This is a genomic window from Nonomuraea jiangxiensis, assembly GCF_900099965.1.
GTDB lineage: Bacteria > Actinomycetota > Actinomycetes > Streptosporangiales > Streptosporangiaceae > Nonomuraea > Nonomuraea jiangxiensis.
The window spans coordinates 1-16,362 of the sequence record NZ_FNDJ01000022.1 but is presented as its reverse complement, the minus strand read 5'-3'; the positions used below and the strand labels follow the sequence as shown (position 1 = coordinate 16,362).

Annotated in this window: 2 protein-coding genes; both read left to right on the top strand. The window is 71.6% G+C overall.

Going from position 1 to position 16,362, the window contains the following annotated elements; genetic code table 11:
* Positions 1-8 precede the first annotated feature (8 nt).
* On the top strand, positions 9-16,202 hold the full coding sequence (locus BLS95_RS58350) for a type I polyketide synthase (protein WP_090943097.1): 16,194 nt from the start codon (positions 9-11) through the stop codon (positions 16,200-16,202).
* Positions 16,203-16,207: 5 nt separating this feature from the next.
* Positions 16,208-16,362, top strand: a 155-nt coding sequence (locus tag BLS95_RS59940) for a polyketide synthase docking domain-containing protein (protein WP_218136195.1), incomplete at its 3' end; no start/stop codon positions are given.

Genomic DNA, 16,362 nt, shown 5'->3' with positions numbered 1-16,362 from the left:
GATGATTCATGTCGGGCGACGACCGGCTGCGTGACTACCTGCGCAGGGCCACCGCGGATCTCCAGGAGACCCGTCGGCAGCTCCGCGATGTGACGGAGCGGGCCCGGGAGCCGATCGCGATCGTCGGCATGGCCTGCCGGTACCCGGGCGGGGTGGCCACGCCGGAGGAGCTGTGGACCCTGGTGGCCGCGGGGCGGGAGGGCATCTCCGGCTTCCCCACCGACCGGGGCTGGGATCTGGACGCGCTCTACGATCCGGAGCTGAACCGCCCCGGAACCAGCTACGTGGACCGTGGCGGGTTCTTGGAAGGCTCCGGCGAGTTCGACGCCGACTTTTTCGGGATGAGCCCGCGCGAGGCCACCGCCACCGACCCGCAGCAACGGCTCATCCTGGAGACCTCCTGGGAGGCCCTGGAGCACGCCGGCGTCGACCCGTCCGGGCTGCGGCGCAGCCGTACCGGGGTCTATGTCGGGGTGATGGCTCCGGACTACGCGATCGGCTACGGCCGGGATGTGCCCGAGGCCGAGGGCCTGCTCAGCACCGGATCGCACGGCAGTGTGGTGTCCGGGCGGGTGTCGTACGCGCTCGGCTTGGAGGGGCCGGCGGTGTCGGTGGACACGGCGTGTTCGTCGTCGTTGGTGGCGTTGCATCTGGCGGCGCAGGCGTTACGTAGCGGGGAGTGTGATCTGGCGCTGGCCGGCGGGGTGACGGTGATGGCCACGCCGGAGACGTTCACCGAGTTCGCCCGGCAGCGAGGGTTGGCCCCGGACGGCCGGGTGAAGGCGTTCGCCGACGCCGCGGACGGCACCGCCTGGGGCGAGGGCGTCGGGGTGCTGGTGGTGGAGCGGCTGTCGGACGCCCGCCGCCACGGGCACCGGGTCCTGGCCGTGGTGCGTGGCACCGCGGTCAACCAGGACGGCGCCTCCAACGGTCTGACCGCGCCGAATGGCCCCTCCCAAGAACGGGTGATCTTGCAGGCGCTGGCGGCCGCCGGGTTGGTGGCCGCGGACGTGGACGTGGTCGAAGCGCACGGTACGGGGACGGCGCTGGGCGATCCGATCGAGGCTCAGGCGCTGCTGGCCACCTATGGTCGGGGGCGGCGGTCACCGCTGTGGCTGGGGTCGGTGAAGTCGAATCTGGGGCATACCCAGGCGGCGGCCGGGGTGGCCGGTGTGATCAAGATGGTCCAGGCGATGCGGCATGGGCTGTTGCCCAGGACGCTGCACGTGGACGCGCCGTCGTCGAAGGTGGACTGGTCCGGTGGGGCGGTGGAGCTGCTGACCGAGGCCCGGGAGTGGCCGCGGGTCGAGGGCCGGCCGCGCCGGGCGGGGGTGTCGTCGTTCGGCTTCAGCGGCACCAACGCTCATGTGATCTTGGAAGAGCCGCCCGTTGAGGAGCCGTCGGTCGTCGGTACCGCTGTCGAAGAATCGCCGGCCGGGTCGCCCGTTTCCGCTGGAACGGACGCGCCGGTGCCTGTGGGGTTGGCGGTGCCGGTGGTGGTGTCGGCCAAGAGCCAGGCGGCGTTGCGGGCGCAGGCCGGTCGGCTGGCCGAGTTCATGGCCGGGCGCGACGAGGCCGACGTGCTGGATGTGGCCGTCGAGTTGACCCGCAGGGCCGGCCTGGAGCATCGAGTGGTGGTGCCGGTCGCGGCGGCGGACCGGGAGGGTCTGCTGGCCCGGTTGCGGGCGCTGGCGGCTGGGGAGTTGGAGCCGTCCTCGGTGGTGGGTCGGGTGCGGCCGGGCCGGGTGGCAGTGTTGTTCTCCGGTCAGGGTGCTCAGCGGCTGGGGATGGGCCGGGGCCTGTATGCGGCTTTCCCGGTGTTCGCCCGCGCCTTTGATGAGGCTTGCGCATTATTGGAGGCCGAGCTCACCGCCGCCGACGCTGCGGGGGTTGTGACCGGTCTGGCCGGTGGTGTGAGCCTGCGGGAGATCATCCTCGGCGAGTCCGGCAAGTCCGGTGGTTCTGCGGCTGCTGGGTCTGGTTCTGCTGTGGGTGGGGTGCTGGATCAGACGGTGTTCGCGCAGGCCGGGTTGTTCGCGGTGGAGACGGCGTTGTTCCGGCTGCTGGAATCGTTGGGGGTCCGGCCGGATTATGTGGCCGGGCATTCGCTGGGTGAGATCAGCGCGGCGCATGTGGCCGGGGTGTTGGATCTGGCGGATGCGTGCCGGTTGGTGGCGGCTCGTGGGCGGTTGATGCAGGCGTTGCCGGCCGGGGGTGCGATGGCGGCGATCGGCTGCGGCGAAGAGGTCCTCGCGCCGGTGCTGGCCGGTTACGACCGGGTGGCGGTGGCGGCGGTGAACGCGCCCGGCGCGGTGGTGGTCTCTGGTGCTTCCGGCCAGGTCGCCGAGGTCGTCGAGTGGGCGCGGCAGCACGGGCATCGGACCCGGCCGCTGCGGGTGTCGCACGCGTTCCACTCGCCTTTGATGGAGCCGATGCTGGAGGAGTTCGCCGCGGTGGCGGCCTCGCTTGCGTTCCATCCGCCGACCGTGGCGCTGGTGTCGGGGGTGAGTGGGCGGCTGGCCGGGCCGCAGATCACCGAGCCCCGCTACTGGGTGGAGCATGTGCACCGGCCGGTGCGGTTCGCCGACGTCGTCACCACTCTGCGCGAGCATGGGGTCGGCCGTTTCCTGGAGGTCGGCCCGGACGCCCAGCTCGCCCCCATGATCGAACAAACCCTTACTCACCACGACGATGCCAGCAGTGTCGACGGTGGCCTCGGGGACGCAGAGTCTGCCTCGGTGGTGGCGTTGTTGCGCCGCGATCGGGACGAGACCGCCCAACTGGTCGCCGGATTGGGCCAGGCCTGGACGAGTGGCACCGGCGTGGACTGGACCGCCTGGCCGGCCTGGACCACCGGTGCCCGCATCGGCCATCTGGATCTGCCCACCTATCCCTTCCAGCGGCGGCATTACTGGCTGTTCCCCCCGGGCCGCTCGCTATCGGGTGGAGCCGCCGTCACCGACCGTCCTTCCGTGTTCGAAGTGGCGTGGCGGCAGTTGGGGCCGGCGTCGGCACCCCTCAGTGAGGTGGCCATCGGCGACACACTCGTCATCGATTCCACAGACGGTGCTGACGGAGCCCAGAGCGCTGGTGATGTGACCGACCGAGTGCGGAGCGCTCTGCGTACGGTCCTGGCCGACTTGCAGGGCTGGTTGGCCGAGGCGGACACGCGGCCGGTGGCGGTGGTGACCCGGGGCGCGGTGGCCGTGGCCGACGGCGAGGTTCCGGATCCGGTGCAGGCGGCGGTGTGGGGGCTGGTGCGGGCTGCTCAGTCGGAGGAACCCGGCCGGATCACCCTGATCGACCTGGACCCGGCCGACCGTTCACTGGAAGACACGCAGGTCGCCGTCGGTCCGGAGGAGGCATCGGCGAGTGCCGTGCCGATCACCACCGCCGGTGGTGAGGACCTCCTTACGGGTGGTGTGCGTGCCGCGCTGGCTTGTGGTGAGCCGGAGGTGGCGCTGCGCGGCGGCGGGTTGTGGGTGTCGCGGTTGTCGCATGTGGAATCTGTCGACCCGGACGGTGGAGCCTCCTCATCGCCTGGCGGGGCTGGTCGGGTGGATGGTGACAATGCCAGCGAGGAGCCCGTGGCGGCCTGGCCGGTCGATGGGACCACGCTGATCACCGGCGGCACCGGCGGGCTGGGCGCCCTGGTGGCCCGGCATCTGGTGGCCGAACACGGCGTACGGCATCTGCTGCTGGTCTCCCGCCGGGGTGCCGATGCCCCCGGCGCCGCCGAACTCCGCGACGAACTGACCGGGCTGGGCGCCGAGGTGTCTGTCGCGGCCTGTGATGTGGCTGATCGGGACGCGCTGGCGGTGCTGCTGGAGGGGATCGGCCAGGCGCGGCCGTTGCGGGCGGTGGTGCATGCGGCGGGGGTGGTGGACGACGGGGTGATCACGTCGTTGTCGGCCGAGCGGGTGGAGGCGGTGTTGCGGCCGAAGGTGGATGCGGCCTGGCATCTGCACGAGCTGACCCGCGAGGATGGTCTGGCCCGGTTTGTGGTGTTCTCCTCGCTGGCCGGGGTGGTGGATGGGGCCGGGCAGGGCAACTACGCGGCCGCGAACGCGTTCACCGATGCGCTGGCGGTGGCCCGGGCCGCGGCCGGTTTGCCGGCGGTGTCGCTGGCGTGGGGGCCGTGGGCCGAGGAGCGGGGCATGGCCGGCCGGATCGGCGCGCGGGATGATGCGCGGATGCGCAGCGCGGGGCTGGTGGCGTTGACCGGGGGTCAGGGTCTGGCCTTGCTGGACGCCGGCCTGGCCGCGGGTCGGCCGTATCTGGTGCCGGCCCGGTTCGATCCGGCCGCGCTGGGCCGGCGTGGGGCCGATCTGCCGGCGCTGTTGCGTGAGCTGGCCGGTCCCGTCACGCGTCCGGCCGCCGACCCGGCCCGGACGGCCGACCCCACCGGTGCGGCTGGTGAGGGTGGTGAGGTGCGGCCGTTGGTGGCGGCGCTGGCGCACTTGTCGGCTCCGCAGCGGCAGCGGCAGTTGCTGGATGTGGTCTGTGGTCAGGCGGCGGCGACCTTGGGTCATGACACCGCTGCGGCCATTGATGCGGATCGGCCTTTCCAGGAGTTCGGGTTCGATTCGCTGACCGCGGTGGAGTTGCGTAACCGGCTGCACGCGATGACCGGGCTACGGCTGACCCCCACCCTGGTGTTCGATCATCCGACTCCTCGTGCGCTGGCGGTGCATCTGGATGCCGCCTTGTCCGGTACCGTTGCCCGCCGCCCGGCTTCGGCCGTCCCGGCTGGCGGCCCTGCGGGTGACGCGGCTGGTGATCTGATCGCCGTTGTCGGGATGGCCTGCCGTTTCCCCGGTCAGGTGACCAGTCCTGAAGACCTCTGGCAGCTCCTGATCGACGACCGCGATGGCATCACCGGCTTCCCCACCGACCGAGGCTGGAACCTGGGATCGCTGTTCCATCCGGATCCCGACCACCCGGGAACGTCATACGTCCGCACCGGCGGATTCCTGTCCGGTGCCGCCGACTTCGACCCGGAGTTCTTCGCGCTCAGCCCGCGCGAAGCGGTGGCAATGGACCCCCAGCAGCGGCTCATCCTGGAAACCTCCTGGGAGGCCCTGGAGTTCGCCGGCATCGACCCATCCGGACTGCGCGGTACCCCGACCGGGGTGTTCACCGGAGTAATGGCCAACGACTACGGCTCCGGCGCGGTCGCCACACCGGAGGCCGAGGGCCTGGTGGCCACCGGAACGCAGGGCAGTGTGGTGTCCGGGCGGGTGTCGTACGCGCTTGGCTTGGAGGGGCCGGCGGTTTCGGTGGACACGGCGTGTTCGTCGTCGTTGGTGGCGTTGCATTTGGCGGCGCAGGCCTTGCGTGCGGGGGAGTGTGATCTGGCGCTGGCCGGTGGGGTGACGGTGATGGCCACGCCGGATGCGTTTGTGGAATTTTCGCGGCAGCGGGGCCTGGCGGCCGATGGCCGAAGCAAAGCGTTCGCCGAAGCGGCTGATGGCGTCGGCTGGGGCGAGGGCGTGGGCGTGCTGGTGGTGGAGCGGCTGTCGGACGCCCGCCGCCGTGGGCACCGGGTGCTGGCGGTGCTGCGCGGCAGCGCGGTCAACCAGGACGGCGCCTCCAACGGTCTGACCGCGCCCAACGGCCCCTCCCAAGAGCGGGTGATCGCCCAGGCGCTGGCGGCCGGTGGACTCACACCCGGCGATGTGGACGTGGTCGAAGCGCACGGCACCGGCACCGCACTGGGCGATCCGATCGAGGCCCAGGCGCTGCTGGCCGCTTACGGCCAGGACCGTCCATCGCCGCTGTGGCTGGGGTCGGTGAAGTCGAATCTGGGTCACACTCAGGCGGCGGCCGGGGTGGCCGGTGTGATCAAGATGATCCTGGCCATGCGGCACGGGTTGTTGCCCAGGACGCTGCACGTCGATGCGCCGTCCTCCAAGGTGGACTGGTCCGGCGGGGCGGTGGAGCTGCTGACCGAGGCCCAGCCCTGGCCCCAGGACGCGGACCGGCCGCGCCGGGCGGGAGTGTCCTCATTCGGCATCTCCGGCACCAACGCTCATGTGATCTTGGAAGAGCCGCCCGTTGAGGAGCCGTCGGTGGTCGGCGCCGGTTCGGCCGCACCCGCTGCTGAGGAAGCGTTGGCCGGTGAGGGGTCGGCAGAGCGGGACAGCATCACGGCCATTGCACCCGAGGGCGACTCCGCGGCTACGGCGCCGGTGCCGTCGGTGCCTGTGGTGTTGCCAGTGCCGGTGCTGGTGTCGGCCAAGAGCGAGGCGGCGTTGCGGGTGCAGGCCGGTCGGCTGGCCGGGTTCATGACCGGGCATGACGAGGTTGGTCCGGTGGAGGTGGCGGCCGGGCTGGCGCGCCGGGCCGCCCTGGAGCATCGGGCAGTGCTGGCGGCGGCGGACCGGGAGGGTCTGCTGGCCGGGCTGCGGGCACTGGCCGCCGGGGAGCCGGCGATCGGAGAGTTGGCGGCCGGCGGGTTGGCGGCCGGGCTGCTGGAGCCGTCCTCGGTGGTGCAGGGTCGGGTGCGGCCGGGCCGGGTGGCAGTGCTGTTCTCTGGTCAGGGTGCCCAGCGGCTCGGGATGGGTCGCGGCCTGTACGAAGCTTTCCCGGTGTTCGCCCGCGCCTTCGATGAGGCGTGTGCGTTGCTGGAGGCTGAACTCACCGCCGCCGACGCTGCGGGGGTTATGACTGACCTGGCCGGTGGTGCGAGCCTGTGGGAGATCATCCTCGGCGGGTCCCGCGAGTCCCGCGAGTCCCGCGAGTCCGGCGGGTCCGGCGGGTCCGGCGGGTCCGGTGGTTCTGCGGCTGCTGGGTCTGGTTCTGCTGTTGGTGGGGTGCTGGATCAGACGGTGTTCGCACAGGCCGGGCTGTTCGCGGTGGAGACGGCGTTGTTCCGGCTGCTGGAATCGTTCGGGGTCCGGCCGGATTACGTGGCTGGGCATTCGCTGGGGGAGATCAGTGCGGCGCATGTGGCTGGGGTGTTGGACCTGGCGGATGCGTGCCGGTTGGTGGCCGCTCGTGGTCGGTTGATGCAGGCGCTGCCAGCCGGGGGTGCGATGGCGGCGATCGGCTGCGGCGAAGAGGAGCTCGTGTCGGTGCTGGCCGGTTACGACCAGGTGGCGGTGGCGGCGGTGAACGCGCCCGGCGCGGTGGTGATCTCCGGCGCGTCCGGCCAGGTGGAGCAGGTCGTTGAGTGGGCGCGGCAGCTCGGGCATCGGACCCGCCAGCTGCGGGTGTCGCACGCCTTCCACTCCCCGCTGATGGAGCCGATGCTGACCGAGTTCCAGCAGGTCGTGGCGGGGTTGACGCTGCGGCGTCCGGAGTTGCCGCTGGTGTCCAATGTCTCGGGTGATCTGGCCGGCGAGGAGATCACCGAGCCCGGCTATTGGGTGGAGCACGTGCGGCGGCCGGTGCGGTTCGCCGACACCGTCACCACCCTGCGCGGGCACGGGGTCGGCTGTTTCCTAGAGGTCGGCCCGGATGCCCAGCTGGCCCCCATGATCGAACAAACCCTCACTCACCACAACGACAACGACCACACCGGCAAAACCGGCGGCGGGGATGGCGACCACGCCCAGGTCCGCAGCGCCCACGGTGGCCGCGGAGACGCAGAGCCTGCCTCGGTGGTGGCCTTGCTACGCCGCGATCGGGACGAGACCGCCCAACTCGTCGCCGGGCTGGGCCAGGCCTGGACGTGTGGCACCAGCGTGGACTGGACCGCTTGGCCGGCCTGGACCACCGGCGCCGGACCGGCCGCTGCCGGTCCTCTGGACCTGCCCACCTACCCCTTCCAACGCCGCCGGTACTGGCTACAGCCCACCCCGGCCGGCGACCCGGCCGCCCTCGGCCAGACCGCCGCCGACCACCCCATCCTCGGTGCCGTGGTGGAGCAGCCCGACGGCGGCGCCATCCTGACCGGCCGGTTGTCGGTCACCACCCAGCCCTGGCTGGCCGATCACGCCATCAACGCCGTCCCGATCCTGCCCGGCACCGCCTTCGTCGAGCTCGCTCTGCGTGCCGGCGACCAGGTCGGCTGCCCGGCGATCGAAGAGCTCACGCTGCACACCCCCCTGCCCATCCCCGACCCCACCAACGGCACCGCCGACGCCAGCGGCGGCGTCGTCGTGCAGGTCACCGTGACCGGACCCGACCAAGACGGCCGACGTCAGATCGGCATCCACTCCAAAGACGATCACGGAACCTGGACCCGGCACGCCACCGGCGCCCTCACCCCGGCCATTCCCGCCGACGCGGTGGCGGACCTGAGCTATGCCTGGCCGCCGCCGGGCGCCCAGGCGCTGGACACCACCGGCCTGTACGACCGCCTGGTCGACCAGGGCTACGGCTACGGCCCCGCCTTCCACGGCCTCACCCGCGCCTGGAAACACGGCGACGACCTCTACGCCGACATCACCCTCCCCGAAGAAGCCGGACAGACCACCCGATACGGCCTACACCCCGCCCTCTTCGACGCGACGACGCACGTGGTACTGCTGGCCGGGGAGAACACAGGGGAGGGCGGCCCGCTGATCCCGTTCAACTGGAACGGCGTCACCCTGCACGCCATCGGCGCCACCGCGCTGCGAGTACGGCTGCACCCGGAGCCGGATGGTGGGTTCCGGCTGGACCTGGCCGACCCCGTCGGCCGGCCGGTGGCCACCGTGCAGACGGTGGCATCCCGGCCAGTGGCCGAGACGGATCCGTCGGCACCGACCGCGGCGTCGGTGGCGCGCTGGCTCACCGAGGTGGTGTGGCGACCGCTGACCGGAGCCTCCGCCGCCGACAACGGGGGAGAGCCGGCGCTGCGTGACGGCGCTGCCGTGGTGGACGCCACGGGCGGCGCCAGCGACGACGCCGGTGACCTGCCGGACAGGATACGGCGCCGCGTTGGGGCGGTGCTGGCGGAGCTTCAGGACCGGCTGGCCGAGGAGGATCCGCGACCTGTGTTGGTGGCCACCCGGGGCGCGGTCGCCGTGGCCGACGGAGAGACGCCGGACCCGGCGGGCGCGGCGGTCTGGGGATTGGTGCGCGCGGCCCAGCAGGAACACCCCGGCCGAATCACGTTGGTCGACCTGGAGCCGGTGCGGACGAGAGGGCGCGCCGCAGCCGCTGATGGGACTGCCGCACAGCCGGAGCTGAGCACGCTTGAGAGCTCGGCGCTGGCCGGCGACGAGCCAGAAGTGGCCATCCGCAGTGACCGGCCATGGGTACCCCGGCTGGAGCGGGCACGCCTCGGCGAGGAGCCCGTGGCGGCCTGGCCGGCCGATGGGACCACGCTGATCACCGGCGGCACCGGCGGGCTGGGCGCCCTGCTGGCCCGGCACCTGGTCACCGAACACGGCGTACGGCACCTGCTACTGGCCTCCCGCCGGGGCCTGGACGCCCCCGGCGCCGCCGAACTCCGCGACCAGCTGACCGAACTGGGCGCCGAGGTCACCGTCGCCGCCTGCGACGTGGCCGACCGGGACGCGCTGGCGGTGCTGCTGGAGGGGATCGGCCAGGCGCGGCCGTTGCGGGCGGTGGTGCATGCGGCGGGGGTGGTGGACGACGGCGTGATCACGTCGTTGTCGGCCGAGCGAGTGGAGGCGGTGCTGCGGCCCAAGGTGGACGCGGCCTGGCACCTGGACGAACTGACCCGGAAGCATGATCTGGCCCATTTCGTGGTGTTCTCCTCGCTGGCCGGCACCTTGGGTGCGGCGGGGCAGGGTAACTACGCGGCGGCCAATGCTGCGTTGGATGCGTTGGCGGTGGGGCGGGTCGGTGCCGGGTTGCCGGGGATCTCGCTGGCGTGGGGTGTGTGGGATGCCGAGGAGGGCATGGCCGGTCGGTTGTCCGATCGGGAGCGGGAGCGGATGGTGCGGGAGGGGTTGATCCCGCTGTCGGCTGGTGTTGGTCTGTCGGTGCTGGATCGGGTGGTGGCCGAGGGTCGGCGTGGTGTTGTGGTGGCGGCCGGTTGGTCGGTGGGTACGTTGCGTGCCCGGTCGGCGGAGCGGTTGCCGGCGATGTTGCATGATCTGGTCGGTGTGCGGCGCAGGGCTGCGTTGGATGCTCCGGTCGGCAATGCTTCGTTCGCTGATCGGCTGGCCGAGCTGCCTGCCGCAGAGCGCCAGGCGGCGGTGACGGAACTGGTACGCGCGCAGGCGGCCGCAGTACTGGGGTACGGCGCGGCCGAGTCGGTCCCGGTGGACCGGGCCTTCCAAGAACTGGGCGTCGACTCGCTGATGGCGGTGGACCTGCGGAACCGGCTGGGCCGGGCGGCCGGGCTCACCCTGCCGGCGACGCTGGTCTTCGACCACCCGTCGGTGAACGCGCTGACGGACTTCGTCCTGCGCAAGCTGCTAGGCGGGAAGGCCGACCAGCGGAGGACGCGGCGTCAGGTGGCGGTCACCGACGATCCCGTCGCGATCGTGGGGATGGCTTGTCGTTATCCGGGTGGGGTGGATGATCCGGAGCAGTTGTGGCGGCTGGTCGTGGATGGTGTGGATACGGTGGGTGGTTTTCCGGCTGATCGTGGCTGGGATGTGGCCGGTCTTTATGATCCGGAGCCGGGTAAGCCGGGTCGTTCCTATGCGCGGGAGGGTGGGTTCCTGTACGGGGCGGCGGATTTCGATCCGGCGTTTTTCGGGATCAGTCCGCGTGAGGCGGCGGAGATGGATCCGCAGGAGCGGCAGTTCCTGGAGGTGTGCTGGGCGGGGTTGGAGCGTGCGGGGATCGATCCGACGTCGTTGCGGGAGACCAGCGGTGGGGTGTTCGCGGGGGTGATGTATCACGACTATGCCCCGTCGGGTACGGGTGGGGCCACGATTTCGGGCCGGGTGGCGTACACGTTGGGCTTGGAGGGGCCGGCGGTGTCGGTGGACACGGCGTGTTCGTCGTCGTTGGTGGCGTTGCATCTGGCGGCGCAGGCGTTGCGTAGCGGGGAGTGTGATCTGGCGCTGGCGGGTGGGGTGACGGTGATGGCCACGCCGGATGCGTTTGTGGAGTTTTCGCGGCAGCGGGGGTTGGCTGCTGATGGGCGGTGTAAGTCGTTCGCTGAGGCGGCTGATGGGGTCGGCTGGGGCGAGGGTGTCGGGGTGTTGGTGGTGGAGCGGCTGTCGGACGCTCGCCGTCGTGGGCATCGGGTGCTGGCGATGCTGCGCGGTAGCGCGGTGAACCAGGACGGGGCGTCGAATGGGCTGACCGCGCCGAACGGGCCCTCGCAGGAGCGGGTGATCGAGGCGGCGCTGGCCTCGGCAGGAATCGGTCCCGCACAGGTGGACGTGGTCGAAGGACACGGCACCGGCACCGCGCTGGGCGACCCGATCGAGGCGCAGGCATTGCTGGCCGCCTACGGCCAGGACCGGCCATCGCCGTTGTGGCTGGGGTCGGTGAAGTCGAACCTGGGGCATACCCAGGCGGCGGCCGGAGTGGCCGGTGTGATCAAGATGATCCTGGCCATGCGGCACGGGCTGTTGCCCAAGACGTTGCACGTCGATGCGCCGTCGTCGAAGGTGGACTGGTCCGGCGGGGCGGTGGAACTGCTGACCGAACCCCAGCCCTGGCCCCAGGTCCCGGACCGGCCGCGCCGGGCGGGGGTGTCGTCGTTCGGCATCTCCGGCACCAACGCGCACATCATCCTGGAAGAACCCCCGGCCGAGGAAGAGCCGCTGCACGAACCGCTCACCAGGGAGCCGTCGGGCGAGCGGGACGGCAGCACGGCCACAGCGGCCGAGGGCAACCCCGCGGCTGCGCCGGTGCCGGTGCCTGTGGTGGTGTCGGCCAAGAGCGAGGCGGCGTTGCGGGCGCAGGCCGGTCGGCTGGCCGGGTTCGTGGCCGAGCACGATGCGGCTGGTCCGGTGGAGGTGGCGGCTGGGTTGGCGCGCCGGGCGGCGTTGGAGTATCGGGCGGTGTTGCCGGCGGTGGACCGGGAGGGTCTGCTGGCCGGGCTGCGGGCACTGGCGGTCGGCGAGTCGGCGACCGGGGAGTTGGTGGCTGGCGGGTTGGTGGCCGGGGAGTTGGTAGCCGGCGGGTTGGCGGCCGGGGTGTTGGAGCCGTCTTCGGTGGTGGGTCGGGTGCGGCCGGGCCGGGTGGCGGTGTTGTTTTCCGGTCAGGGTGCTCAGCGGCTGGGGATGGGCCGGGGCCTGTATGCGGCTTTCCCGGTGTTCGCTCGCGCTTTTGATGAGGCGTGTGCGTTGCTGGAGGCTGAACTTACCGCCGCCGACGCTGCGGGGGTTGTGACCGGTCTGGCCGGTGGTGTGAGCCTGCGGGAGATCATCCTCGGCGAGATCGACGAGATCGACGAGATCGACGAGACCGGCGAGACTGGCGAGACCGGCGGTGCTGAGGCTGCTGGGTCTGGGGCTGCTGGCTCTGGTTCTGGTTCTGGTGCCGGTGGGGTGCTGGATCAGACGGTGTTCGCGCAGGCCGGGTTGTTCGCGGTGGAGACGGCGTTGTTCCGGCTGCTGGAATCGTTGGGGGTCCGGCCTGATTATGTGGCTGGGCATTCGCTGGGGGAGATCACTGCGGCGCATGTGGCCGGGGTGCTGGATTTGGCGGATGCGTGCCGGTTGGTGGCGGCTCGTGGGCGGTTGATGCAGGCGTTGCCGGCCGGGGGCGCGATGGCCGCGATCGGCTGCGGCGAAGAGGAGCTCGCCCCGGTGCTGGCCGGGCGTGGCGAGATCTCGGTGGCGGCGGTGAACGCGCCCGGCGCGGTGGTGGTCTCCGGCGCTTCCGGCCAGGTCGCCGAGGTCGTCGAGTGGGCGCGGCAGCACGGGCATCGGACCCGGCCGCTGCGGGTGTCGCACGCCTTCCACTCGCCTTTGATGGAGCCGATGCTGGCCGAGTTCGAGCAGGTCGTGGCGGGGTTGACGCTGCGGCGTCCGGAGTTGCCGCTGGTGTCCAACGTCTCGGGTGACGTGGCCGGCGAGGAGATCACCGAGCCCGGCTATTGGGTGGAGCACGTGCGGCGGCCGGTGCGGTTCGCCGACACCGTGACTACCTTGTCCCGGCATCAGGTCGGCTGCTTCGTCGAGGTCGGTCCGGACGCTCAGCTGGCCCCCATGATCGAACAAACCCTCACCCACTACGACGACAACGAACACACTGAGGTCCGCAGTGCCGATGGCGGCCGCGGGGACGCAGAGCCTGCCTCGGTGGTGGCGTTGTTGCGGCGTGATCGGGACGAGACCGCCCAACTGGTCGCCGGGCTGGGCCAGGCCTGGACGTGTGGCATGGCCGTGGACTGGACCGCTTGGCCGACCAGGCCAGGCGGTGCTCGCACCGGCGACCTGGATCTCCCCACCTACCCCTTCCAGCATCGCCGCTACTGGCTGCACTCGGCTCCGGCCGGCGATCCGGCTGCGCTTGGTCTGGGCACCGCCGACCATCCGATTCTGGGTGCGGTGGTGGAGCAGCCCGACAGTGGCGTCATCCTGACCGGACGGTTGTCGGTCACCGCTCAGCCGTGGCTGGCCGATCATGCCATCAACGCCGTCCCGATCCTGCCCGGTACCGCCTTTGTCGAGCTGGCCCTGCGCGCCGGCGATCAGGTCGGCTGCCCGGCCATCGAAGAGCTCACCCTGCACAGCCCCCTGCCCATCCCCGACACCACCGACGGCATCACTCTCCAGATCATCCTGAGCCCACCCGACGAAGACGGCCGGCACCAGATCGGCATCCACTCCAAAGACGATCACGGGACCTGGACCCGGCACGCCACCGGCGCCCTCACTCCGGCCATTTCCGCCGATGCAGTGGCGGACCTGGGCCACGCCTGGCCCCCGCCAGGTGCTCAGCCGTTGGACACCACCGGCCTGTACGACCGCCTGGTCGATCACGGCTACGGCTACGGCCCCGCCTTCCACGGCCTCACCCGAGCCTGGAAACACGGCGACGACCTCTACGCCGAGGTGTCGCTGCCGACCGACGTCGCCGATCCGGCGGGCTACGGCGTCCACCCCGCGCTGCTCGACGCGGCGATGCACGTGGGCATGCTGGCCGAGCAGGAGGCCGGGGAACGTGGTCCGCTGATCCCGTTCAACTGGAACGGCGTCACCCTGCACGCCGCCGGTGCCACCGCGCTGCGAGTACGGTTGCGCCGACTGGACGGCGACGAGGTCAGGCTGGACCTCACCGATCCGGGTGGTCGGCCGGTGGCTTCGGTGGAGGCGCTGACCTCGCGAGCGCTGGCTCCTGGGCAGTTGAGCGGCGCGGTCCCGGCCCGGTGGTTGTATGAGGTGACTTGGCGGTCGCTGGCCACGGTGGACGAGCGTGACGCCGAGCCCGCTGCCGCGATGCCGGATGTCGCGGTGCTGGATGTCGCTTCTTCAGTGGGAGCGGGATCTGCCGCCCGAGGTGCGGGGGCCGGTAGCGGAGAGCCGGTGGACGGTGACGTCCCGGTTCCGGTGCGGGTGCGGCGGGCCGTCGGGGATGTGCTGGGCGAGTTGCAGACCTGGTTGGCCGAGGCGGACACGCGGCCGGTGGCGGTGGTGACCCGGGGCGCGGTGGCCGTGGCCGACGGTGAGGTTCCGGATCCGGTGCAGGCGGCGGTGTGGGGACTGGTACGGGCCGCTCAGGCGGAGGAACCCGGCCGGATCACCCTGATCGACCTTGACCCGCACGACGGTTCGCTGGAAGGCGCGCAGGTCGCCCTGGGTCGGGATGGGGCATCGGCGAGTGCCGTGGCGATCACCACGGCCGGTGGTGAGGATCGCCTTTCGGGTGGTGTGCGTGCCGCGCTGGCTTGTGGTGAGCCGGAGGTGGCGCTGCGCGGCGACCGGCTGTGGGGGTCCCGGATGACGCACGTCGCATCCGCCGACCCCGACGGTGGAGTATCGCTTGGGGCAGCCGGCCAGGTAGGCGGTAAGGATGCCGACGGCATGTGGCCGGTCGATGGGACCACGCTGATCACCGGCGGCACCGGTGGGCTGGGCGCGCTGGTGGCCCGGCATCTGGTGGCCGAACACGGCGTACGGCATCTGCTGCTGGTCTCCCGCCGGGGTGCCGATGCCCCCGGCGCGGCCGAACTCCGCGACGAGCTGGCCGGGCTGGGCGCCGAGGTGTCTGTCGCGGCCTGTGATGTGGCCGACCGGGAGGCGCTGGCGGTGTTGCTGGAGGAGGTCGGTGAGGCCTATCCGTTGCGGGCGGTGGTGCATGCGGCGGGGGTGGTGGACGACGGGGTGATCACGTCGTTGTCGGCCGAGCGAGTGGAGGCGGTGCTGCGGCCGAAGGTGGATGCGGCCTGGCATCTGGACGAGCTGACCCGGAAGCATGATCTGGCGCACTTCGTGGTGTTCTCCTCGCTGGCCGGCACGTTGGGTGCGGCGGGGCAGGGCAACTACGCGGCGGCCAACGCTGCGGTGGATGCGCTGGCTGTGGCCCGGGCCGCGGCCGGGCTGCCGGCGATCTCGCTGGCGTGGGGTGTGTGGGATGCCGAAGAAGGCATGGCCGGTCGGTTGTCCGATCGGGAACGGGAGCGAATAGTGCGGGAGGGGTTCATCCCGCTGTCGGCTGGTGTCGGCCTGTCGGTGCTGGATGGAGTGGTGGCCGAGGGCCGGCAGGGAGTTGTGGTGGCGGCCGGCTGGTCGGTGGGTACGTTGCGTGCCCAGCCGGCGGAGCGGTTGCCCGCGATGCTGCGTGACCTGGCCGGTGTACGGCGCAGGGCCGCGCTGGACGCCCCGGCCGGTAACGCCTCGTTCGCTGACCGGCTGGCCGAGTTGCCTGCCGCGGAGCGTCTGGCAGCGGTGACGGAACTGGTACGCGCACGGGTAGCGGCGGTGCTCGGCCACGATTCGCCCGCGTCCGTGCCAGCGGACCAGGCATTCCAGGAGCTGGGCTTCGACTCGCTGGCGGCGGTGGAGTTGCGGAACGGGCTCGGTGCCGCGCTGGGGCTCCGGTTGCCGACCACCTTGGTGTTCGATCATCCATCGGTCCGAGCGGTCGTCGACTACCTGATCAAGCGAATCGCACCGAAGACCGACGGCGGGGATCACGGTGCCGTCAACGGCCAAGACGAGACGGCGATCCGCAGGGCGCTGCAGACCGTGCAGGTGGCGGCACTGCGCGCCGCCGGACTGCTGGACGGGCTGCTGGAGCTCGCCGGAGTGCGTCCCGATGGTACGAACGGAGCCATAGCCCCAGACGAGACGGCGGACGTCGACGCGATCGACGAACTGGATACCGAAGCCCTGATCAGGATGGCGCTGGACAACGGGCAGCTGGATGACGAGACCAAGGAGGGGTGAAGAGAATGGCGGAGGGTGACGGAAAGCTCGTCGAGGCACTGCGCGCCTCTCTGCGGGAGACGGCCAGGCTGCGCCAGCAGAACCGCGCGCTGACGACCCGCGCTCGTGAGCCGATCGCGATCGTGGGGATGGCTTGTCGTTATCCGGGTGGGGTGGATGA